At 69.4% G+C, this 20,968-nt stretch carries 21 protein-coding genes, 1 pseudogene and 1 riboswitch; of the genes and pseudogenes, 16 read left to right on the top strand and 6 right to left on the bottom strand.

Going from position 1 to position 20,968, the window contains the following annotated elements:
* Window positions 1-57: 57 nt before the first annotated feature.
* From guaB to NC595_RS14860, 4 genes are all read left to right on the top strand, one after another.
* On the top strand, window positions 58-1,515 hold the full coding sequence (gene guaB, locus NC595_RS14875; RefSeq protein WP_253567747.1) for an IMP dehydrogenase: 1,458 nt from the start codon (window positions 58-60) through the stop codon (window positions 1,513-1,515).
* 186 nt (window positions 1,516-1,701) lie between these two features.
* A complete protein-coding gene (gene guaA, locus NC595_RS14870) occupies window positions 1,702-3,282 on the top strand; it encodes a glutamine-hydrolyzing GMP synthase (RefSeq protein WP_253567745.1) in 1,581 nt (526 codons plus the stop codon).
* A 170-nt stretch (window positions 3,283-3,452) separates the two neighbouring features.
* Complete coding sequence (tadA, locus tag NC595_RS14865; RefSeq protein WP_253567743.1) at window positions 3,453-3,941, top strand: tRNA adenosine(34) deaminase TadA; 489 nt, start codon at window positions 3,453-3,455, stop codon at window positions 3,939-3,941.
* A 134-nt stretch (window positions 3,942-4,075) separates the two neighbouring features.
* On the top strand, window positions 4,076-4,945 hold the full coding sequence (locus NC595_RS14860; protein ID WP_253567742.1) for a fumarylacetoacetate hydrolase family protein: 870 nt from the start codon (window positions 4,076-4,078) through the stop codon (window positions 4,943-4,945).
* 12 nt (window positions 4,946-4,957) lie between these two features.
* Here the strand turns inward: NC595_RS14860 and NC595_RS14855 are convergent, their stop codons facing one another.
* Window positions 4,958-5,785 (bottom strand): NAD-dependent protein deacetylase, encoded by an 828-nt coding sequence (locus NC595_RS14855; protein WP_253567740.1) that lies wholly within the window; start codon window positions 5,783-5,785, stop codon window positions 4,958-4,960.
* Window positions 5,782-6,615, bottom strand: a complete 834-nt coding sequence (gene fdhD / locus NC595_RS14850) for a formate dehydrogenase accessory sulfurtransferase FdhD (protein WP_253567738.1) — start codon at window positions 6,613-6,615, stop codon at window positions 5,782-5,784. Before fdhD ends, NC595_RS14855 begins: the two co-directional genes overlap by 4 nt.
* 224 nt (window positions 6,616-6,839) lie before the next feature.
* Between fdhD and NC595_RS14845 the strand changes: the two genes are divergently transcribed.
* From NC595_RS14845 to NC595_RS14810, 9 genes and pseudogenes are all read left to right on the top strand, one after another.
* A complete protein-coding gene (locus NC595_RS14845; protein WP_253567736.1) occupies window positions 6,840-8,045 on the top strand; it encodes a molybdopterin molybdotransferase MoeA in 1,206 nt (401 codons plus the stop codon).
* 1 nt (window position 8,046) lies between these two features.
* Window positions 8,047-9,099: a GTP 3',8-cyclase MoaA gene (moaA, locus tag NC595_RS14840; protein ID WP_253567735.1), complete on the top strand. Its 1,053-nt coding sequence runs from the start codon at window positions 8,047-8,049 to the stop codon at window positions 9,097-9,099.
* Between the two features lie 18 nt (window positions 9,100-9,117).
* Window positions 9,118-9,609 carry a cyclic pyranopterin monophosphate synthase MoaC gene (moaC, locus tag NC595_RS14835; protein WP_253567733.1) on the top strand — a complete coding sequence of 164 codons (492 nt, stop codon included), beginning with the start codon at window positions 9,118-9,120 and terminating at the stop codon, window positions 9,607-9,609.
* Window positions 9,606-10,199: an NTP transferase domain-containing protein gene (locus NC595_RS14830; RefSeq protein ID WP_253567731.1), complete on the top strand. Its 594-nt coding sequence runs from the start codon at window positions 9,606-9,608 to the stop codon at window positions 10,197-10,199. The genes moaC and NC595_RS14830 overlap by 4 nt, the downstream gene beginning before the upstream one ends.
* Window positions 10,196-10,438 carry a MoaD/ThiS family protein gene (locus tag NC595_RS14825; RefSeq protein ID WP_253567729.1) on the top strand — a complete coding sequence of 81 codons (243 nt, stop codon included), beginning with the start codon at window positions 10,196-10,198 and terminating at the stop codon, window positions 10,436-10,438. Before NC595_RS14830 ends, NC595_RS14825 begins: the two co-directional genes overlap by 4 nt.
* A pseudogene (locus NC595_RS20605) lies at window positions 10,435-10,839 on the top strand (molybdenum cofactor biosynthesis protein MoaE); the annotation flags it as partial. The gene NC595_RS14825 and the pseudogene NC595_RS20605, both read left to right, overlap by 4 nt.
* Window positions 10,837-12,117, top strand: coding sequence for a ThiF family adenylyltransferase (locus tag NC595_RS14820; RefSeq protein ID WP_484489127.1), 1,281 nt, complete (start codon window positions 10,837-10,839; stop codon window positions 12,115-12,117). The pseudogene NC595_RS20605 and the gene NC595_RS14820, both read left to right, overlap by 3 nt.
* Window positions 12,118-12,139: 22 nt before the next feature.
* Window positions 12,140-13,399, top strand: coding sequence for a molybdopterin molybdotransferase MoeA (locus tag NC595_RS14815; RefSeq protein ID WP_253567726.1), 1,260 nt, complete (start codon window positions 12,140-12,142; stop codon window positions 13,397-13,399).
* A complete protein-coding gene (locus NC595_RS14810) occupies window positions 13,396-13,752 on the top strand; it encodes a hypothetical protein (RefSeq protein WP_253567725.1) in 357 nt (118 codons plus the stop codon). Before NC595_RS14815 ends, NC595_RS14810 begins: the two co-directional genes overlap by 4 nt.
* Window positions 13,753-13,765: 13 nt before the next feature.
* On the opposite strand, the gene NC595_RS20500 is transcribed toward NC595_RS14810, so the two are convergent.
* Window positions 13,766-14,452: a glutathione S-transferase family protein gene (locus NC595_RS20500; protein ID WP_253567724.1), complete on the bottom strand. Its 687-nt coding sequence runs from the start codon at window positions 14,450-14,452 to the stop codon at window positions 13,766-13,768.
* 222 nt (window positions 14,453-14,674) lie between these two features.
* Between NC595_RS20500 and NC595_RS14800 the strand changes: the two genes are divergently transcribed.
* Window positions 14,675-15,601 carry a hypothetical protein gene (locus tag NC595_RS14800; protein ID WP_253567722.1) on the top strand — a complete coding sequence of 309 codons (927 nt, stop codon included), beginning with the start codon at window positions 14,675-14,677 and terminating at the stop codon, window positions 15,599-15,601.
* A gap of 82 nt (window positions 15,602-15,683) precedes the next feature.
* Here the strand turns inward: NC595_RS14800 and NC595_RS14795 are convergent, their stop codons facing one another.
* Window positions 15,684-16,262 (bottom strand): TMEM165/GDT1 family protein, encoded by a 579-nt coding sequence (locus NC595_RS14795; RefSeq protein ID WP_253567720.1) that lies wholly within the window; start codon window positions 16,260-16,262, stop codon window positions 15,684-15,686.
* 10 nt (window positions 16,263-16,272) lie between these two features.
* Window positions 16,273-16,448: riboswitch (yybP-ykoY riboswitch) on the bottom strand.
* 77 nt (window positions 16,449-16,525) lie between these two features.
* On the opposite strand from NC595_RS14795, the gene NC595_RS14790 reads away from it, so the two are divergent.
* Complete coding sequence (locus tag NC595_RS14790; RefSeq protein ID WP_253567719.1) at window positions 16,526-17,164, top strand: HAD-IB family hydrolase; 639 nt, start codon at window positions 16,526-16,528, stop codon at window positions 17,162-17,164.
* Between the two features lie 137 nt (window positions 17,165-17,301).
* The gene (locus tag NC595_RS14785; RefSeq protein WP_253567717.1) at window positions 17,302-17,658 is read left to right on the top strand and encodes a helix-turn-helix transcriptional regulator; all 357 of its coding nucleotides are present in this window, start codon (window positions 17,302-17,304) and stop codon (window positions 17,656-17,658) included.
* Window positions 17,659-17,671: 13 nt separating this feature from the next.
* Here the strand turns inward: NC595_RS14785 and NC595_RS14780 are convergent, their stop codons facing one another.
* Both NC595_RS14780 and NC595_RS14775 read right to left on the bottom strand, forming a co-directional pair.
* Window positions 17,672-18,664, bottom strand: a complete 993-nt coding sequence (locus NC595_RS14780) for an L-threonylcarbamoyladenylate synthase (RefSeq protein WP_253567715.1) — start codon at window positions 18,662-18,664, stop codon at window positions 17,672-17,674.
* Window positions 18,661-20,709 carry an NAD(+) synthase gene (locus NC595_RS14775; protein WP_253567713.1) on the bottom strand — a complete coding sequence of 683 codons (2,049 nt, stop codon included), beginning with the start codon at window positions 20,707-20,709 and terminating at the stop codon, window positions 18,661-18,663. The genes NC595_RS14780 and NC595_RS14775 overlap by 4 nt, the downstream gene beginning before the upstream one ends.
* Window positions 20,710-20,968: the final 259 nt, after the last annotated feature.

The following is a 20,968-nucleotide window of genomic DNA, read 5'->3' as shown; positions in this document are numbered from 1 at the left end:
ATCTGGCAAGGGGCAGGGCGGGTGCGTATAATTCCCTCTTTGCCGGGAACCCTTTCCATGCGCATCCTCGCCGAGGCCCTGACCTACGACGACGTCTATCTCGTTCCGGCCCACTCGGCCGTCCTGCCGCGCGATGTGGACACGTCCACCCGGCTCACCCGCGACCTGCGCCTGAACATCCCCATCGTGTCCGCCGCCATGGACACGGTCACCGAAGCCCGCCTCGCCATCACCATGGCCCAGTGCGGCGGCATCGGCATCATCCACAAGAACATGACCGCCGAGCAGCAGGCCGCCGAAGTGCGCCTAGTGAAGAAATTCGAGGCCGGCGTCATCCGCAATCCCTTCAGCGTCAGCCCCGACACCTCCATCGGCGAGGTGCAGCGCCTGACCCGCGCGCACAACATCTCCGGCGTGCCGGTGGTGGAGGGCGAGAAGCTGGTCGGCATCGTCACCAGCCGCGACATGCGTTTCGAGCGCAAGCACGACGACCCGGTGCGCAACATCATGACCCGCCAGGACAAGCTGGTGACGGTGCGTGAGGGTGCCAGCCAGGACGAGGTGCTGCAGCTGCTGCACAAGCACCGCATCGAGAAGGTGCTGGTGGTCAACGACGACTTCCAGCTGCGCGGTCTGATCACCGTGAAGGACATCCAGAAGGCGCGTGACAACCCCAACGCCGCCAAGGACCGCAACGAGGCGCTGCTGGTCGGCGCGGCGGTCGGTGTTGGCGGCGACACCGAGCAGCGCGTGGCGATGCTGGTCGATGCCGGCGTCGACGTGCTGGTGGTTGACACCGCCCATGGCCATTCGCAGGGAGTGATCGAACGAGCCGCCTGGGTCAAGAAGCACTATCCGAAGGTGCAGGTGATCGCCGGCAACATCGTTACCGGCGAAGCGGCGCGCGCGCTGCTCGATGCCGGCGTGGACGCCGTGAAGGTCGGCGTGGGCCCGGGCTCGATCTGCACCACCCGTGTGGTGGCCGGCGTGGGCGTACCGCAGATCACCGCGATCGACCTGGTCGCCACCGCGCTGAAGGACGAGATCCCGCTGATCGCCGATGGCGGCATCCGCTACTCCGGCGACATCCCCAAGGCGCTGGCCGCCGGTGCGTCCAGCGTGATGCTCGGCTCGATGTTCGCCGGCACCGAGGAATCGCCGGGCGAGGTCGAGCTGTTCCAGGGCCGCTCGTACAAGAGCTACCGCGGCATGGGTTCGCTGGGCGCGATGGCCCTCGGTTCCAAGGACCGCTACTTCCAGGAAGAGGCGGACGCCGACAAGCTGGTGCCGGAAGGCATCGAGGGCCGCGTGCCGTACCGCGGCCCGCTGCGCAACATCATCCACCAGCTGATTGGCGGCTTGCGCGCCTCCATGGGCTACCTCGGTGCCGCCACCGTCGAGGACGTGCGCGCCAACGCGCAGTTCGTGAAGGTGACCAGCGCTGGTGTCACCGAGGCCCATCCGCACGACATCCAGATCACCAAGGAAGCGCCGAATTACCGGCTGAACTCGTGATGATCTTCTAGCCCTCTCCCCCGGGCGCAGCCCGGGGGAGAGGGTTGGGTGAGGGGGAGGTTTTTTGCCTTGGCCTTTGCCCATCCATAAAGCCAAAGCGCCCCCTCACCCCAACCCTCTCCCCCGGCTTGGCCGGGGGAGAGGGAGCCGGAAGGCTGAGCTGGGGTGGGAGAGCCAAGAGCAGCCATGACCGACATCCACAGCGACAAGATCCTCATCCTCGACTTCGGCGCGCAGTACACCCAGCTGATCGCCCGCCGCGTGCGCGAGATCGGTGTGTACTGCGAGATCTGGGCCTGGGACCACGATCCGGCCGAGATCGCGAAGTTCGGCGCCAAGGGCATCATCCTCTCCGGCGGTCCGGAGTCGACCACGCTGGAAGGCGCGCCGAAGGCGCCGCAGGAGGTGTTCGATGCCGGCCTGCCGATCCTCGGCATCTGCTACGGCATGCAGACCCTGGCCGCCCAGCTGGGCGGCGCCACCGAAGCGGCAGACGCGCGCGAGTTCGGTCATGCCGAGGTGGACATCACCGCGACCAGCCGCCTGTTCGCCGGCCTGAGCGACCACACCGATGCCCACCGGCTGGACGTGTGGATGAGCCACGGCGACCACGTCGCCAAGGCGCCGCCGGGTTTCGTCATCACTGGCACCACCGACCGCATCCCGGTCGCGGTAATGGAGAACGAGGACAAGCGCTGGTACGGCGTGCAGTTCCACCCGGAAGTGACTCATACCAAGCAGGGCACCGCACTGCTCAGGCGCTTCGTCACCGAAATCTGCGGCTGCCAGACCCTGTGGACCGCAGCCCAGATCATCGAGGACCAGATCGCCCGCGTGCGCGAGCAGGTGGGCGACGACCACGTGCTGCTGGGCCTGTCCGGCGGCGTGGATTCCTCGGTGGTGGCCGCGCTGCTGCACCGGGCGATCGGCGACCAGCTCACCTGCGTGTTCGTCGACACCGGCCTGCTGCGCTTCCAGGAAGGCGACCAGGTGATGGCCACGATGGCCGAGCACATGGGCGTGAAGGTGATCCGGGTGAACGCCGCCGAGCGCTACTTCAAGGCGCTGGAAGGTGTGGCCGATCCGGAAGCCAAGCGCAAGATCATCGGCCGGCTGTTCGTGGAGATCTTCGACGAGGAATCGACCAAGGTCACCGCCGCCGGCAACGGCCACGTGAAGTGGCTGGCGCAGGGCACGATCTACCCGGACGTGATCGAGTCGGCCGGCAGCAAGACCGGCAAGGCCCACGTGATCAAGAGCCACCACAACGTCGGTGGCCTGCCCGAGGACATGAAGCTCGGCCTGGTCGAACCGCTGCGCGAGCTGTTCAAGGACGAGGTGCGCCGCATCGGCGTCGAACTCGGCCTGCCGCGCGAGATGGTCTACCGCCACCCGTTCCCGGGCCCTGGCCTGGGCGTGCGCATCCTCGGCGAGGTCAAGCCGGAGTACGCCGAGCTGCTGGCCCGGGCCGACGCGATCTTCATCGAGGAGCTGCGCAAGGCCGACCTGTACGACCGCGTCAGCCAGGCGTTCGCGGTGTTCCTGCCGGTGAAGTCGGTGGGCGTGGTCGGCGATGCCCGCGCCTACGAGTGGGTGATCGCGCTGCGCGCGGTGGAAACCATCGACTTCATGACCGCGCACTGGGCGCACCTGCCGTACGATTTCCTCGGGCGTTGCTCAAACAGGATTATCAATGAGTTGCGCGGTGTTTCTCGTGTCGTCTATGACATCAGTGGCAAGCCGCCCGCAACCATCGAGTGGGAATGATGTTTTTACCGGACCACGGTCTGGCATTTCTCAAGAATGCCTGGTAAAGCATTGATATTTGGGTTTTCTTCGATCCGGATTCGGTGGCGCGCAATGAGCGATGGGCGTCGCAGCAGGTGCGAAAGCGCTGCCGCTAGAATGGCGCCCCTCCCGACCGCGACCCGCCAGGCATGACCGACGACACCACGCCCGCCACGCCGGCGTTCACCGACGAAGACGAGCGCTTCATGCGGCGGGCCCTGCAACTGGCCGAGCACGCCCGCGATGCGGAAAACGAAGTGCCGGTCGGCGCCGTGCTGGTGCACGAGGGACAGATCCTCGGCCTGGGCTGGAACCGCAACATCACCCTGCATGATCCCACCGCGCACGCCGAGATCATGGCGTTGCGCGCGGCCGGCGAGAAACAGCAGAACTACCGCCTGCCAGGCGCGACGCTGTACGTCACGCTGGAGCCGTGCTCGATGTGCGCGATGGCGCTGGTGCATGCCCGCATCGGTCGGGTGGTCTACGCTGCCAGCGACCCGAAGACCGGCGCCGCCGGCAGCGTGTTCGACACGCTGGTCGATCCGCGCCACAACCACCGGATCGAAGTGCAGGGCGGATTGCTGGCGGAGCTGTCGTCCGAGCTGTTGCGCAATTTCTTTCGAGCCAAGCGCTGATCGTGGCCAAAGCCCGGGGCGTCGGGGGCGCACCGGTCAGGACGGGCATATCACGGTTAGAATGTGACGCAATGCTCACTTCCCGCCGACGTGGCGATCGATGAGTGCGCGCCGTCCCGTCGTCCGAGAGTGTCATGCGACTCGTAACCTATCTGCATCATGGAATGACCGGCGTCGGCATCACCGACGCCGATGCGACACGGATCCGTCCCCTCGACCAGATCGATGGCACGCCCATAGCCGACATGCTCACGCTCATCCGCGACGGGCTGGAATCGGCCACGCCCAGCGTGATGCGGCCGATGCTCGCGCGGGCGGAGGTCGATCTGCTGGCACCGATCCAGCGGCCACCGCGCAACCTGTTCTGCGTGGGCAAGAACTACCGCAAGCACGCCCAGGAATTCGCCGACAGTGGCTTCGACACGGCCTCCTGCACGGCCATCCCGCCGCATCCGGTGGTGTTCTCCAAGTTGCCCAGTGCAGTGATCGGCAATCGCGACAGCATCCACTATCCCGAAGGACTCAGCGACGCGCTCGACTACGAGGCGGAGCTCGCGGTGGTGATCGGGCGCGGCGGACGGGGGATCGCGCGGGCGCAGGCGATGTCCCACGTATTCGGCTACACCATCGTCAATGATGTGACGGCGCGTGACTGGCAGCAACGCCACGGCCAGTGGTTTCTCGGCAAGTCCTTCGACACCTTCTGCCCGATGGGGCCGGTACTGGTGACCGCCGACGAACTCGATGCCTCGGCCCTGGACATCCGCAGCTGGGTCAATGGCGAGCTGCGGCAGAACGCCAATACCCGCGATCTGATCTTCGATATCCCGACCCTGATCGAGACGATTTCCGCGGGCATCACCCTGCAACCCGGCGACATCATCGCCACCGGTACGCCGGAGGGGGCGGGTGTCGGCTTCCGGCCGCCACGCTTCCTGCAACGTGGCGACGAGATCGTCATCGAGATCGCCGGTATCGGCCGGCTGGTCAACGACGTGTCCTGAGTCCGGAGGGACTCAGCGAAGGAACGACAGCGCCTCGACGCAGGGGGCATCGATCTTCAGCGTGACCAGCGGATCGGCCCGGGTCACGCCCAGGTTCACGGTGGCGATCGGCTTGCCGGCCTTCGCCGCCGCCGCCACGAAGCGGTAGCCGGAAAACACCATCAGCGAGGAGCCGACCACCAGCACGGCGTCGGCCGCCTGGCAGGCCTCGACGGCGCTGGCCACGCGGTCGCGTGGCACGTTCTCGCCGAAGAACACCACGTCCGGTTTCACAATGCCGCCGCAGCCAGGACAGGGTGGTACGTCGAAGCGGCCGAAGTCGTGGCCTTCCAGGTCGGCGTCGCCATCGGGGGCATCGGCGGCATCGAGTGAAGCGAAGTCCGGATTGCGCACCACCAGTACCTGCTGGAAGACGTGCCGATCCTGCCGCCAGTCGCAGGCCATGCAACGCACCTGGTCCAGCCGGCCATGCAGGTCGACCACGCGCTCGCTGCCGGCGCGCTGGTGCAGGCGGTCCACGTTCTGCGTCACCAGCAGCTCCACCTGTCCGCGCCGCTCCAGCGCGACCAGGGCGCGGTGGGTCGCATTCGGCTCGGCGCGTCCGAAACGCCGCCAGCCGACCAGGCTGCGTGCCCAGTACCGCTGCCGCGTAGTCGTCTCGTGCATGAAGGCCTGGTAGGTGACTGGCGGCGTGCGTTTCCATTGGCCGTCGCGGTCGCGGTAGTCGGGGATGCCCGAGTCGGTGCTGATCCCGGCGCCGGTCAGCACGAACAGTCGCGGGTGCGCCTCGACGAAGTCGCGCAGGCGGGTGTCGAGGCCAGGCTGGATCGCGGCATTCATGCCTGCAGGCGCTCCGGATGGGTGTAGATGTTGTGGCTGCCCGGACGGGCGAAGCCGACCAGGGTCAGGCCCGCGCTGCGCGCCAGTTCGATCGCCAGCGCCGTCGGGGCGGAGATCGCGGCCAGCAGGCCGATGCCGGCACTGGCGGTCTTGCTCGCCATCTCGTAGCTGGCGCGGCTGGTGACCACGGCGAAGCCTGCGGCGGGATCGCGGCCGGAGCGATGCAGGGCGCCGACCAGCTTGTCCAGGGCGTTGTGCCGGCCGACGTCCTCCCGCACCAGCACCAGCTCGCCATCCGCGCTGGCCCAGCCGGCGGCATGGACCGCGCCGGTGAGTGCGGTCATCGGCTGGCGCCGGCGCAGCGCATCGAGCGCCCGTTCGAGCGCGGCGTGGGTGATCCGCAGATCGCTGCGCACCGGCGCCGGCTGGCGTACCGCGTTCTCGAGCTGGCGGGTGCCGCAGATGCCGCAGCCGCTGCGCCCCGGGAGCAGCCGGTCGTCCGCCGGATCGAGGTGGGCGCCGTGGGCATCCTCACGCAGGGTCATCGCCAGTTGAGTACCTTCCAGCAACGGGCGGATCTCGGTCTCGAGCAACTGCGCCGGCTCGGCGATGAGCCCTTCGCTGAGCGCAAAGCCCAGCGCGAAATCCTCCAGGTCGCACGGCGTGGCCATCATCACTGCGAAGGCGACGCCGTTGCAGGCCATCGCCACCGGATGCTCCTCGGCGACCCAGTCGTCGACCACGTCAATCGCGCCCCGACGCCAGCGTTCGATCCGGCGGGATACGCAACCGGGCGTCTCGTCGGTCGAGGTGGGCGGCGGGGTGACCATCGGCGCATCATAGCGAGCCGAAGCGGTCCGGGCATCGGCGTCGCATCCATCGCCGGCCAGTCGACGTAACCTCTCGGCCGCACCGGGCGAAGGCTCGCCGATGGCCGTCGCGTGCCGCTGTTTTCGACCTTGGGCGCGGTTGTCAAAGACCACCCCCGGTTCCATGATCGTGCCGATCGACGCGGTGGCCGCCGCCGTCGCGCCAGAGCAAGGTTGTCCCATTCATGAGCGAGCTGATCCCCGTCCACGAAGCCGAGCAGCGTATCCGCTCGAGCCTGCCGTCCTTCGGCACCGAACAGGTGCCCATCGACCGGGCGGCCGGCCGGGTGTTGCGGCAGGCCGTGCGCGCCGAGTGCGACCAGCCGCCGTTCGACCGCGTGATGATGGACGGCATCGCGATCGCCCTGGGCGATGGCAGTCGCCGGACATTCACCGTGCGGGGACGCCAGCTGGCCGGGATGCACGGGCAGTCGCTGGACGACCCGTCCGGCTGCATCGAGGTGACCACCGGAGCGGTGTTGCCGGCCGGCTGCGACTGCGTGGTGCCGGTCGAGCAATGCCGGCGCGACGGCGACCGGGTGGAACTGGTCGCCGGCTGGCAGCCGCAGCCGCGCCAGTTCATTCATCCTCGGGGCTCGGATTGCCGGCAGGGCGACGAGTTGCTCGCCCCCGGCATGCGGCTGCGGGCGCCCGAGCTGGCGGTACTCGCGGCCAACGGCCTGGATCGGGTCGAGGTGGCGCGGATGCCGGCGGTGGCCATCGTCGCCACCGGCGACGAGCTGGGCGAGGTCGACCAGCAGCCGCTGGCCGAGGGGCAGATCCGCCGTTCCAACGACCGCGCTTTGGCCGCGGCGCTGCATGGTCGCGGCTTTGACGACGTGTTGCTGACCCGCGTGCCCGACGACCTGGCTGCCACCACGCAGACGCTGGCCAGCCTGCTGGCCAGCCGCCAGGTGCTGGTGCTGTCCGGCGGGGTGTCGGTCGGCCAGCGCGACTTCGTGCCCGCGGCGTTGCGCGAGCTGGGGGTGACCCAGGTGTTGCACCGCATCGCCCAGCGGCCGGGCAAGCCGATGTGGTTCGGCATCGGGCCGCAGCGGCAGATCGTGTTCGCGCTGCCCGGCAACCCGGTGTCGGCACTGGTCTGCGCCGTGCGCTACCTGCTGCCCGCGCTGGAGCAGGCGGTGGGCCTGCCGGGCGTTGGCGGCGAGCCGGTGGTGCTGGCTGCGTCGGCGAACACGAGTCCGACGCTCACCTGCTTCATACCTGTGCGTGTGCACCATGACGAGGCCGGTCGCACGCTGGCCGTACCGGTGCCGGCGCCGACCTCCGGGGACTTCTCCGGATTGCCGCGCACCGATGGCGTGGTCGAGCTCCCCCCCTCCGGCAACCCGGCCGCGGCCGGCACCGTAGCCCCCCTGTACCGCTGGTGACATGACCGATCCGCACGCCCACACCGAGATCGCTGCCGAGGCGCCGCCGCGGGACACCCGTGGCCGGCCGCTGCACGACCTGCGCATCTCGGTGATGGACCGCTGCAACTTCCGCTGCCCGTACTGCATGCCGGAATCGACCTATGGCGAGCACTACCGCTTCCTCGGCAACGACGAGCGGCTGAGCTTCGACGAGATCCAACGCATCGCCCGGCTGGCCGCCGATCTGGGCGTGAGCAAGCTGCGTCTGACCGGCGGCGAGCCGCTGCTCCGCCCGAAGCTGGCCGATCTGGTGGCGCGGCTGCGACGCATCCCCGGCATCACCGACCTGGCGATGACCACCAACGGCGTGCTGCTGGCGCGCCACGCGCGCGACCTGCGCGCGGCCGGGCTGGACCGCGTCACGGTGAGCCTGGACACGCTCGACCCGGCGCTGTTCCACCGCATGAGCGGCGGCCGCGGCGCACTGGACGAGGTGCTGGCCGGCATCGAGGCGGCGCAGGCCGCCGGCTTCCCGCAGGGCGTCAAGCTCAACACCGTGGTCCAGCGGGGCGTCAACGAACACAGCGTGCTCGACCTCATCGGACGCTTCCGCGGCACCGGCATCGTGCCGCGGCTGATCGAATACATGGACGTGGGCAACCGCAACGACTGGAACCGCGAGGCGGTGGTGCCCTCGGCCGAGCTGATCGCCGCCATCGATGCGCGCTGGCCGCTGGACGCACTGCCGGCGAAGTATCCGGGCGAGGTCGCCACGCGCTTCCGCTTCCGCGACGGGCAGGGCGAGATCGGCACCATTTCCTCGGTCAGCCAGCCGTTCTGCGGCGGCTGCTCGCGCGCCCGGCTGTCGTCGGAAGGCACGCTCTACACCTGCCTGTTCGCGGTGCAGGGCACCGACCTGCGCGCGCCGCTGCGCGACGGCAGCAGCGACGAGGCGCTGCGCGAACGCCTGCGCCAGGTGTGGCTGCAGCGCGCGGACCGCTACAGCGAGGAGCGCGAGGAACGCCGCCAGCGTTCGCGCCCGAAGATCGAAATGCATTACATCGGCGGCTGAGCCGCCCGACGGAACCCCATGACCACCAGCAAGCTCTCCCACCTCGACGATGCCCAGCGACCGCAGATGGTCGACGTGGGCGGCAAGGCGGTGACCCGGCGCACCGCCCAGGCCCAGGCCGAGGTGGTGTTTCCGGCCGAGGTCGCCGCGCAGCTGCACGGCGCCGGCTACATCACGCCCAAGGGCGCCGTGCTCACCGTGGCCAACCTGGCCGGCGTGATGGGTGCCAAGGCCACCTCGCAGCTCATTCCGCTGTGCCATCCGCTGGCGCTGGACACCTGCCATATCGACATCGCGATGGACGGCGAGGTGGCACGCATCGTATGCACGGTGTCCTGCGAAGGGCGCACCGGGGTGGAGATGGAGGCGCTCACCGGCGCCAGCGTCGCCGCGCTCACCCTGTACGACATGTGCAAGGCGATGTCGCACGACATCGTCATCCGCGAGCTGCGCCTGCTGCGCAAGACCGGCGGCAAGAGCGACCTCGACTACCGCGGGGAACCGGCATGAGCGCCGCCCCGGTCTACGGCCTGCTGCTCTCCGGCGGCGCCAGCCAGCGCATGCAGCGCGACAAGGCGCAGCTCACCTACGCCGGCGAACCGCAGCTGCTGCGCGCCTGGCGCGCCCTCATCGCTGTGACCGACCGGGCCTTCGTCTCGGTGCGCGAGACGCAGCGTGACGATCCGCTGCGCGCGGGCCTGCCGCAACTGGTCGATACCTACGACGCAGTCGGCCCGGTCGCTGGCATCCTCTCCGCCCAGGACGCCCATCCGGAGGCCGCCTGGCTGGTGATCGCCTGCGACCTGCCGCGGCTGGACGAGGCCACCCTGCGGACGCTGATCGCCCGGCGCGATCCCGCCAAGGAAGCCACCGCCTTCACCAGCCGCTTCGACGAGCTGCCCGAACCGCTGTGCGCGATCTGGGAGCCGGCCAGCCACGCCCGGCTGAAGCAGCGCTACGACAGCGGCAGCTACTGCCCGCGCAAGGCGCTCATCCAGGGCGACATCCTGCTGCTGCCGGCGCCGGGTGCTGCGCTGGACAATGTCAACACGCCCGAGGAATTCGTCCGGATGCAACACCAACTGGAGCGGCAGTCGTGACCCGCGTGACCCTGCAGTACTACGCGCAGCTGCGCGAGCAGGCCGGCGCCAGCAGCGAACAGGTCAGCACCTCCGCGTCCACGCTGCGCGACCTGTACGCCGAGCTGCAGGCGCGGCACGGTTTCTCGCTGCCGATCGCGGCGCTGAAGGTGGCGGTGAACACGCAGTTCTCCGATTGGAACCGCCTGCTCGCCGAAGGCGACACGGTGGTCTTCATTCCGCCGGTGGCCGGCGGATGAACCGTTTCGAGCTCACCGCCGCGCCGGTCGACCTGGCCGCCCAGCGCGAGGCGCTGAAGCACCCGGGCAGCGGCGGCTTCTGCGCGTTCGAAGGCTGGGTGCGCAACAACAACGAAGGGCGCGAAGTCAGCGGACTGGAGTACGAGGCCTACACCGAGCTGGCGATCGCCGAGGGCGAGCGCATCCTGGCCGAGGCCACCGAGCGCTATGGCGTGCTGGCGGCCAGCGCCGTGCATCGTGTGGGCAACCTGGCGATCGGCGATCTCGCGGTGTGGATCGGCGTCTCCGCGCCGCATCGCGACGAGGCGTTCCGCGCCTGCCGCTACATCATCGACGAGATCAAGCACCGCCTGCCGATCTGGAAGAAGGAGCATTACCTGGAGGGCGACCACGCCTGGGTGGCCTGTTCGCACACCGAGCGGGCGCACGAGCTGGAGCCGCCGCACGCGCACGGTCACCACCATCACCCTCATACCGTCGTCCCAGCGCACCCCGAAAAGGGAGCAAGCCCCGAAAAGGGGGCAAGCGTTGGGGCCCAGTGCCTGCATGCCGTGACTCGGGAGTCGCTGGACCCCAGCGTTCGCTGGGGTGACGAGCAAAAGAGCTTCACTCCCGACTATTCGCGCCAGGTCCGCCTGCGCGAGGTGGGCGAGGGCGGTCAGCGCAAGCTGGCCGACGCCCGCGTGCTGGTGATCGGCGCCGGCGGACTCGGCGTGCCGGTGATCAGCTACCTGGCCGGCGCCGGCGTCGGCACGCTGGGCATCGTCGACGGCGACGTGCTCGACGCCAGCAACCTGCACCGGCAGGTGATGTACGACGCCCGCGACATCGGCCAGCGCAAGGTCGACCTGGCCGCCCGTCGCGTGGCCCGGCTCAATCCGTCGGTCGAGGTCGTCACCTACGAACAGCCGCTGCATGCCGGCGACATCGCGGACGTGTTCACCGGCTACGACCTGGTGGTCGAGTGCACCGACGACCTGGCCAGCCGCTACCTCGCCAACGACGCGGCAGTCCTCACCTCGACGCCGCTGGTGCTGGCCAGCGTCTACCAGTACGAGGGCCAGCTGCAGGTGGTGACCGCCGAACCCGGCGAACCCTGCCTGCGCTGCCTGTGGCCGGATCCGCCCGCGCCGGCGCTGGCCGGCAGCTGCGTCGAGTCCGGCGTGCTTGGCCCGGTGCCGGGCGTGCTCGGCACCATGCAGGCAATGGAGGCACTGAAGCTGCTGCTCGGCCTGCCGCAACCGGCCGACCATGCGCTGCAACTGGTCAACCTGCTCGACGGCACCAGCCAGCGGCTGCCGATCGACGCCAGCCGGGGCTGTGCCCTGCACGGCGGCTGTGTCGCGGTGGCGCGGCGGGCACTGGAACGCGCGCATACCGAAGGCGAGCTGGAGCGGCATTTCGACCGGCTCGATGCGGCCGTGCAGTCCGGCTACGCCATCGTCGACGTGCGCGAGCCGGACGAGATCGACGCGGCGCCGCTGCACGTGACTTCGCTGCGGATGCCTTCGGGCGCGATCTCCGCCGACACGCTGCGGCACCTGGAGCGTCCGGTGTTGCTGGTGTGCGCCAGCGGACGGCGCAGCGCACACGCCACCCGCCTGCTGCGCGAGCAGGGCGTGGATGCGTGGTCGCTGGCCGGCGGCGTGGCCGCGCTGGCCGATCCGGCGGTGTCGTGAGAGTGATGGCGGGACAACCGCTGTGATTCGTTATCGCGAAGCCATCGAGCACCTGCTGGCGGCAGTGTCGCAGCTGCCGGTCGAGTCGTGCCGCACGGCCGCGTGCAGCGGCCGCGTGCTGGCCGCCGAGGTGCGCAGCCCGATCGTCTTGCCGGGATTCGACCATGCCGCGATGGACGGCTATGCGCTCGCCGCGCTGGAACCGCTGGAGCCGGGCAGTGAGCACCGCGTAATCGGTTCGCAGGCCGCCGGCGACGCGCCGCGCGATGCCGGCGGCGGCGCCTGGGAAATCATGACCGGCGCGCGCCTGCCCGATGGCCTCGATGCGGTCGTCGCGGTGGAGCGCACCGAGCTGCTGGAAACCGCAGCCGATGGCAGCCCGCGACGCATCCGCCTGCTCGACGCGTTGAGCGAAGGGCAGAACGTGCGGCGCGCCGGGGTGGATGTTCAGGCGGGCGAGTCCGTGCTGGCACCGGGCACGCCGCTGGGGCCGGCGCAGATCATGTTGCTGGCGTCGCTCGGTATCGCCGAAGTCCCCGTGGTGCGGCGTCCGCGGGTGGCGGTGATCGGCACCGGCAAGGAACTGATCACCGATCCCGCGCAGTCGCTCAGCGGCGGGCAGATCTACAGCTCCAACGGTCCGTACCTGGCGGCGGCGTTGGCCATGGCCGGTGCCGAGGTGATCGCCTGCGAGGTCGTCGACGACACGGCCGTCACCTATGCCGATGCCGTGCGGCGGGCGCAGGCCGCCGGCGCCGACCTGGTGGTCAGTACCGGCGCGGTGTCGATGGGACGCTACGACTTCGTGCCCGAGGCGCTGCGCCGGCTGGGCGCGACCGCACTGTTCCACAAGGTCGCGATGCGCCCCGGCAAGCCCTTGCTGGCGGCCAGCCTGCCGGCCGGTCCGCTGGTGATGGCGCTGCCGGGCACGCCGATGGCGGTCGCCGCCGGGCTGCGCTTCTTCGTCACCCCGGTGCTGCGCGCCATGCTGGGGCAGGGCGCAGAGCCGGAACTGCGCGCGGTGCTCGACACCCCGCAGCAACCGAAAGCGGGGCTGCGCCATTTCCTGCGCGCGGCTTTCCATCTGGATGCGGCAGGCTGCCTGCACGCGCGGGTGATGCCGCAGCAGCAACCGTTCCGCATCGCCCCGTTCGCCGCGGCCGATGGCTGGGTGGTGCTGGACGAGGAGGCCGGCGACTGCGCGGCCGGGCGGGTGGTGCCGGTCGCCTCGCTCGATCCCGGCACCGGGCTGGCGATGCGTTCCTCGGGAGACGACGCATGAAGCTGCAGTTCGAAGGCCAGCAGTGGCGCGTGCGCATCGACGAGGACGAGTTGCAGACCCTGCTCGCCGGCGATGCAGTGACCGCCGAGAGTCATGCGGCCGGTCGTTTCAGCCTGGTTGCCGTGGTGCGGTTGTCGTCCGGTTCCGAAGCCGTGCTCGAAGGCGATGCCTCGCACTGGTCGCTCGCCTTGCCCGAGGCGCCGGTGCGCGAGCTGGCCGGGCGACTGCCGACCCGCGATGGCCTGCTGTTCGAGCTGCTGGCGGTCACTCCGGCGCAGTCGCTGCAGGTCCGCTTCGACGTGGACGTGCGCGACAGCGCCCGCCGGCTCAAGGTGGCCCGGCAAGGCGACTGACGCGCGTCGCCGCTCAGCCGTCCAGGCGGGCGTTCTGCGGAAACAGCACCTTGCGCGCCTCGTCGTCGACCACCGGCTTGAACGCGTGCCGCTGCTTCAATGCATCGGCACGCTGTGCCGCCGGCCGGACCTGGATGGTGTCGAACAGTCGCTTGACGTGCGGCAGCTGCTCCCAGGCCTGCTCGCCGAGGATGTAGGGCACGCGGCTGGCCCAGCCCCACACCGCCATGTCCACGAGGGTGTACTCGTCGCCCAGCATCCAGGGCCGGTCGGCCAGGTGCGCATCGAGAATCTTCCAGTGCCGCCACGCTTCGAAGTCGTAGCGGTTCAGCGCGTACGCCTTCGGCTCCGGCGCGTAGTGGCGGAAGTGCACGCACTGGCCGGAGTAGGGACCGATGCCGGTGGCGACGAACATCAGCCAGGACAGCATCGCCGCGCGATCGGCCGGCGTGTCCGGCGGCAGGAAGCGGCCGGTCTTCTCCGCCAGGTAGAGCAGGATCGCGTTGGAGTCGAACACCGTGGCCTCGCCGTCGACCAGCACCGGCACCTTGGCGTTCGGATTGAGCGCGATGAAGTCGGCGGCGTGCTGGTCGCCCTGGCGGGTATCCACCGGCACCAGTTCGTACGGCAGGCCCGCCTCTTCCAGGAACAGCGCGACCTTGGCCGGGTTGGGCGACGGGTGGTAGTAGAACTTGATCACTGGTGTGTCCTCCTCGGGTGGGGAAACTCCAGTTTATTCGTTCCGAACTATCGCCTGGTTTCCACCAAGGACTGATCAGTCCGTGCTGGTAAACGGCGAAGCCATGCGCGATCGGGCGGGACGGTCGCGTCGAGGCTGGAGTGGGCTACCGCCCCGCCAACTTCAGGTGTCGCCTTTAGATCGCCATCAGTGCCGTATCCCGCTGCCAAGACGCTTCCCAAGATGGGTGCCATCGGGGAGGTGCCGAATGCACAGGGGGGCAAGTCGATGGCAATGGTCAGATACAGCCGGCTTCCGAGCCGCACCGCGATCCGCACGCTACTCCGGGTCATTGTGCTGCCCGGTGTCTTGGTTGCCCTGTCTTCCTGCGGAAACGACGGACGCTCAAGCACCGGTGTCGATGTGGAGTTGCTCTCCACCGACATCCACCTGTCGATCGCGCAGCACACCTTGGCGATACCGTTCATTGCGCTGGAGGATTACGCCTACCGAAAGCAGTCGTTCTCGCTGGACCGGCGGCGTGACAATGAAAGGGCCGAGAGTGCGTTGAGGCAGTTCCTGGGCAAATCGCGGGATCCCAGAGCGCCATTGGCCATCGACGGTCTCTCCGTGGTGGTGCGGACATACGGCTGGAATGACGCGGACATGGGGCAGCGAAAGGTGTGCTCACTGCTTACCCGCGAATGGGCCAGGTCGGTGTGCGACGATCCATGGGCTGCCACCCGACAGGCCCTTCCTGCCGATCGCTTCCGGCTGGTGGATCTGCGCCGCCTGCGGATCGAAGACTTCCCCGGCGTCGCCAATTGCCGCGACGATCAGAAGTCCCGTCGACCCTTGCCGCAAAAGGAGGGACAGGCGGTGATGGTCTGTGCGGCGATGGTGTTTGGCGGGCGCGACGATCAATTCCATACCGCGGTCGTCAGGATCGACAAGGACCTTGGCGCCCTTTGGACGGTGTGGGGGTATGGAAGAAGTGGCGAGACAGCCGAAGCGATGACCGAACGGGAAGGCAGCGCAATCGTCTCCTTCGTGAAAAACGGACTTGCGGAGAGCGAGGACTGGCCGGCACTTCGTGCAGACATGTGCCGCCTGCGCCGACCGGGCTCGGTTGACGGGCCGGAGGGCACCGACTGCGGACGCGCGCGATGATGCTGGAGCCACCGTGCCCCGGACGCTCCTGATCGTCCGGGTGATCCGCTTCACCGGCCCACACGGGCATGGACGACAAACCCTAGAAGCCCAGCTTCGCGCCTGCACCGATCAGGGTCGCCAGGCCCAGCGCCGCGAAGATCGCCGCGGCGATCGAGTGCACCAGCTTCATCGGGATCTTCGCCGCCAGCCGGTCGCCGATGAACACCGCCGGCACGTCGGCCACCAGCATGCCGATCGTGGTACCGGCGACCACCAGCAGCGGCTGCTGGAAATGCGCGGCCATCGCCACGGTGGCGATCTGCGTCTTGTCGCCCATTTCGGCCAGGAAGAAGGTCGCCACGGTGGCGGTGAACACGCCCACGCGCTTGGCGACCTGGGTTTCCTCTTCCTCGATCTTGTCGGGGATCATCGTCCAGATCGCCATGCCGATGAACGACAGGCCGAGCACCCAGCGCAGGATGCCGGGGCTCACCACCGAGGTGATCCACGCGCCCAGCGCACCGGCCAGGCCGTGGTTGACGAGGGTCGCGCAGAGGATGCCGGCGATGATCGGCAGCGGCTTCTTGAAGCGTGCGGCGAGGATGAAGGCGAGCAGCTGGGTCTTGTCGCCGATTTCGGCCAGGGCGACGACGCCGGCAGAGACGAGGAGGGCTTCCATGGATGATTTCCCGGGCCGGACGAAGACGATTGACCACACGCCTCCCCGGCCGCAGTCGGAGGCGTGTGGTCAAAGGTCTTGCCAGGCGGATCGGCTGCCTGCGCCATGGCCGGTGGGCCAAGTGTGTTGACGCGGGCCTCTTCGCGAACGAAGAGCGGCTACTCCCCAATGACCGGCGCATGATAGCCGAAGCGGCGGTCCCCGCGAAGCCGCCCGGCCTTGGCGTATGCTGCCCCCCGCTCTCCACGGACGACCGGACGCGCATGGATCTCGCACTGTTCGATTTCGACGGCACCATCACCACCGGCAACACCTACACGCCGTTCCTGCAGTACGCCAGCACCGCCACGATGAAGCGTCGCGCCCGGCGGCAATTGCTGTGGCCATGGCTGGGCTACACGTTCGGGCTGGTCTCTGGCGTCGCATTACGCCGCCGGGCCACTGCCTATGTGCTGGCCGGCCGCAGGGTGACCGACATCCGCGCCCTGGGAGCCCGGTACGCCCGGGAACGCCTGCCGCGCGTGCTGCGTCCCGAGGCGATGGCGCGGATCGCATGGCATCGGCGGCGCGGCGATCGGGTCGTGGTGGTGTCGGCCTCGCTGGACGCCTACCTCGTGCCGTGGTGCCGCGCGCACGGACTGGAACTGATCTGCAGCGAGCTGGAGACCGACGGTTCGATGCTCACCGGCAGATACCGCGGCGGCGACTGCGCCGGCGCGGCGAAGGCGACGCGGGTGCTTGAGCGATTCCGCCTGGACGACTACGGTTCGGTGCACGCCTACGGCGACACCGTGGAAGATCGCGAGATGCTCGCGCTGGCCCATCATCCGGTGTATCGCTGGCGCGCTGCACGGCGTCGGGATGCGGGCCGGGCGTCCGCTGGCGGATTGCTCCGGGATTGACGATACGCAATACACGCCGGCGAAAGATCGGGCAGGCTACGGTAACGGTGCGGGTCGTCGGGTCGGCCGTTTGGACCGACAGATCCCTCCAACAGGGGCTTGGAAACCAGCGAACTATGTCAGCCAACGAAGGCAACGTGTCCTCTCCCATCATGCAGGCGTCTGGTCGCGAAGGATCGCCGGATCAGGCCGCTTCGGCCGAAGCTCCCGCCAAGCCAGTGTCCGGCTGGACCTTCTTCAGCAACCACGCGCACGTGCTGTTCTGCCTGTCGGCCGAGCCGACCATGTTGCTGAGGGACGTGGCCTCTCGCGTCGGCGTCACCGAGCGGGCGGTGCTGCGCATCGTCGCCGAACTGGAGGAGGCCGGCGTGCTGCAACGCCAGCGGGAAGGTCGGCGCAACCGCTACGCGGTGATCCACGCTGCTCCATTGCGCCACGCGGTGGAATCCCACTGCACGGTCGGTGAGCTGCTCGCGGTGATCCACCGGCGCTGAGGCGCCCCGCAGGTCAGTGCGCGATGGCGCGCTTCAGCCGGTCGCGCACCGCGGCCCACTCCGGCGTATCCGGCGGCAGGTCGATCGCGATCCAGTCGTAGCCATGCGCGTCCAGTTCGTGCAGCGCCGCGTACAGGCGCTGCGCATACGGCACCGGCTGGTCGGGCATCACCTGCAGGTGCGTCACCGGCAGATGCTCGTAATGGCCGGGCCGGTGCGTGAGCAGGGCACCGGTGCCGCTGGGTACCGCCATCGCCGGGTGGGCGGTGAGGGTCATGGTCCGCGGGCTGTAATGACGGAAGTGCATGCCCGGAGCGGCATGCACCGCCCCCTTCGCCGGCGCCAGGCCGGGCAGCGCCACCGGCTGGCCGATCACCGCCTCGATCGCCTCGCGGCTGATGCCGCCGGGCCGGAGCAGCACCGGCCCGGCGTCGTACAGCGCCAGTACGCTGGACTCGATCCCGACCGTGCAGGATCCGCCGTCGAGGATCACGTCCACGTCAGCGCCAAGCCCGTTGCGCACGTGCTGCGCGGTGGTCGGCGAGATCTGGGTGAAGCGATTGGCGCTGGGCGCGGCCACCGGTACGCCGGCGGCCGAGAGCAGGGCCAGTGCGACCGGATGGTTGGGCATGCGCACGCCGACGTGGGTGCCGCCGCCGGTGACGATGTCCGGCACCACGGCGCGCCGCGGCAACACCAGGGTGAGCGGGCCGGGCCAGAACGCCTCGGCCAGCCGTTGTGCAGCATCCGGCCATTCGGTCACCAGCGCGCGCGCGGCGGCGATGCTGTCCACGTGCAGGATCAGCGGGCTGGTGCGCGGCCGCCGTTTCACCTCGAAGATGCGCGCCACCGCCTGTGGATCCAGCCCGTTCGCGCCCAGCCCGTAGACTGTCTCGGTGGGGAAGGCCACCAGCTTGCCGGCGCGCAGCGCCTTGGCCGCCCGGGCCAGCTGCAGCCGGCCGGGCATCTTCGTGGGCCGGTCGGCGCTCAGCGGCCGCAACTTCATGCCGGCACGTTCTCGTCCAGGTCGCGCAGCCAGGCATCCGGCATGGCGTCGCTGGGCATGCGCCAGTCGCCGCGCGGCGACAGCGAGCCGCCACCGCCGACCTTCGGCGCGTTCGGCACCGCGCTGCGCTTGAACTGCGCGGCGAAGAAGCGGGTCAGGAACAGCCGCATCCAGTGCTTGATCTCGCCCAGCGAGTACGCCGGGCGGCGGTCGGCCGGCACCAGCGACGGCCACGTCCCGCGCGCGGCATCGCCCCAGGCCTGGTGGGCGAGGTAGGCGATCTTGCTCGGGCGGAAGCCGTAGCGGGTGAGGTAGTACAGGGTGAAGTCCTGCAGCGGATACGGGCCGACGTGCGCCTCGGTGTCCTGCATCGCGCCGTCGGCGTCGGCGGGCACCAGCTCGGGCGAGATGGTGGTGCCGGCGATCGCCTCCAGCACGGCGCGGGTGGCGTCGTCGTGGCGGCCGCCCTGCGCGAACCAGCGGATCAGGTACTGGATCAGCGTCTTCGGCACCGAGGCGTTCACGTTGTAGTGCGACATGTGGTCGCCCACGCCGTAGGTGCACCAGCCCAGCGCCAGCTCGCTGAGGTCGCCGGTGCCGAGCACGAAGGCGCGGTGCCGGTTGGCCAGGCGGAACAGGTGCGAGGTGCGCTCGCCGGCCTGCACATTCTCGAAGGTGATGTCGTAGACCTTCTCACCGCTCGCAAACGGGTGGCCGAGGTCGGCCAGCATCTGCCGGCACGAGGGCCGGATGTCGATCTCCTCGCCGCTCACGCCCAGCGCGCGCATTAGCGCGTGCGCCTGCTGCAGCGTCTGCGCGCTGGTGGCGAAGCCGGGCATCGTGTAGGCGAGAATGTTCGCCCGCGGCAGGCCGAGCCGGTCGAACGCCTCCACCGCCACCAGCAGGGCGAGGGTGGAATCCAGCCCGCCGGAGACGCCGATCACCACGCGCTCGGCGGCCGTCGCGCGGATGCGCTGGATCAGGCCATGCGCCTGGATGTTCACCGCCTCGTAGCAGCGCTGGTCCAGCGTGGCCGGGTTCGACGGCACGTAGGGATAGCGCGGCACGCTGCGGCGCAGGTGGGTGTCGGCCAGCACCGGCGCGCGGAACGCGAACGGTACCCGGCGCGTCGCCTTGAGCTGCGGCTGCAGGTCGCGCACCTGGTCGTTGTAGCTGGTCATGCGCGAGCGCTCCTGCACCAGCCGCTCCAGGTCGACGTCGGCCAGCAGCAGATGGTCGCCCTCGGCGAAGCGCGCGGATTCGGCCAGCACCGTGCCGTTCTCGGCAATGATCGCCTGGCCGTCCCAGGCCAGGTCGGTGGTCGATTCGCCGATACCGGCCGAGGTGTAGACGTGCGCAGCCAGACAGCGGGCCGAGTGGCTTTCGCTCAGCAGGCGGCGGTAGTCGGCCTTGCCCACGGTGACGTTGCTGGCCGACAGGTTCACCAGCACGGTGGCGCCGGCCAGCGCAGCGTAGGTGCTCGGTGGCACCGGCACCCACATGTCCTCGCATATCTCTGCATGCACGCGCAGGTGCGGATGCGAGGCAGCGGTAAAGATCAGGTCGCTGCCAAACGGCACCTCGCGCCCCAGTACCACGGCGGTGTCAGCCACCGCATGGCTGCCGGCGGTGTACTGGCGTGCCTCGTAGAACTCGCGGTAGTTGGGCAGGTAGCGCTTGGGCACCACGCCCAGCAGCTCGCCGCCCTGCAGCGCCGCGGCCACGTTGAACAGCTGACCCTCCACGCGCAGCGGCAGCCCCACGAACACCAGCGGCAGCAGCTGCGTGGTGGCCTCGCGCACCGCGTCCAGCGCGGCCAGGCTGGCGTCGAGCAGGGCATCCTGCTGGGCCAGGTCGTCCAGGCTGTAGCCGGACAGCCCCAGCTCCGGAAACACCACCACCGCCGCGCCCTGGTCCGCCGCCTCGCGCAGCTGCGCGATGGTCCGTTCGGCATTCGCCACCGGATCGGCCAGCCGCACGGCCGGCACGGCCGCGGCGAGTCGGACGAATCCGTGGCGGTAGGGCGAGTCGAAGTCGGAGGGCATGCACGGCTCCCGGAAGGGCATCCGCGAATGCTACGTGGTTTCGGCGGTGCCGCGAACCCGAGCCGGGCCGCCGCGCCCCCACGCCGCCACGCCCCACAACGTCGTCATCCCGGCGAAGGCCGGAGGAGCTTCACAACGGCGCAGCCGGTCATCCAGTGCCTTTCGCCTCTTCCCCCATCGAAGTCACTGGATCCCAGCTTGACCAGCCATTCGGCTGTTGAAAGCCGCTGGGATGACGGTGAGGAAGTGTGAGGCTCTG

Source organism: Dyella lutea (assembly GCF_024158035.1).
Lineage (GTDB): Bacteria > Pseudomonadota > Gammaproteobacteria > Xanthomonadales > Rhodanobacteraceae > Dyella_A > Dyella_A lutea.
Note: the sequence above shows the minus strand (reverse complement) of the source record. Positions and strands in the feature narration are given on the sequence as shown.

Excerpts from the sequence above, each read along its gene's own strand:
- guaB (WP_253567747.1), top strand. The coding sequence starts at position 58 with ATGCGCATCCTCGCCGAGGCCCTGACCTACGACGACGTCTATCTCGTT.
- guaA (WP_253567745.1), top strand. The coding sequence starts at position 1,702 with ATGACCGACATCCACAGCGACAAGATCCTCATCCTCGACTTCGGCGCG.
- tadA (WP_253567743.1), top strand. The coding sequence starts at position 3,453 with ATGACCGACGACACCACGCCCGCCACGCCGGCGTTCACCGACGAAGAC.
- NC595_RS14860 (WP_253567742.1), top strand. The coding sequence starts at position 4,076 with ATGCGACTCGTAACCTATCTGCATCATGGAATGACCGGCGTCGGCATC.
- NC595_RS14855 (WP_253567740.1), bottom strand. The coding sequence starts at position 5,785 with ATGAATGCCGCGATCCAGCCTGGCCTCGACACCCGCCTGCGCGACTTC.
- fdhD (WP_253567738.1), bottom strand. The coding sequence starts at position 6,615 with ATGGTCACCCCGCCGCCCACCTCGACCGACGAGACGCCCGGTTGCGTA.
- NC595_RS14845 (WP_253567736.1), top strand. The coding sequence starts at position 6,840 with ATGAGCGAGCTGATCCCCGTCCACGAAGCCGAGCAGCGTATCCGCTCG.
- moaA (WP_253567735.1), top strand. The coding sequence starts at position 8,047 with ATGACCGATCCGCACGCCCACACCGAGATCGCTGCCGAGGCGCCGCCG.
- moaC (WP_253567733.1), top strand. The coding sequence starts at position 9,118 with ATGACCACCAGCAAGCTCTCCCACCTCGACGATGCCCAGCGACCGCAG.
- NC595_RS14830 (WP_253567731.1), top strand. The coding sequence starts at position 9,606 with ATGAGCGCCGCCCCGGTCTACGGCCTGCTGCTCTCCGGCGGCGCCAGC.
- NC595_RS14810 (WP_253567725.1), top strand. The coding sequence starts at position 13,396 with ATGAAGCTGCAGTTCGAAGGCCAGCAGTGGCGCGTGCGCATCGACGAG.
- NC595_RS14800 (WP_253567722.1), top strand. The coding sequence starts at position 14,675 with ATGGGTGCCATCGGGGAGGTGCCGAATGCACAGGGGGGCAAGTCGATG.
- NC595_RS14795 (WP_253567720.1), bottom strand. The coding sequence starts at position 16,262 with ATGGAAGCCCTCCTCGTCTCTGCCGGCGTCGTCGCCCTGGCCGAAATC.
- NC595_RS14790 (WP_253567719.1), top strand. The coding sequence starts at position 16,526 with ATGGATCTCGCACTGTTCGATTTCGACGGCACCATCACCACCGGCAAC.
- NC595_RS14780 (WP_253567715.1), bottom strand. The coding sequence starts at position 18,664 with ATGAAGTTGCGGCCGCTGAGCGCCGACCGGCCCACGAAGATGCCCGGC.
- NC595_RS14775 (WP_253567713.1), bottom strand. The coding sequence starts at position 20,709 with ATGCCCTCCGACTTCGACTCGCCCTACCGCCACGGATTCGTCCGACTC.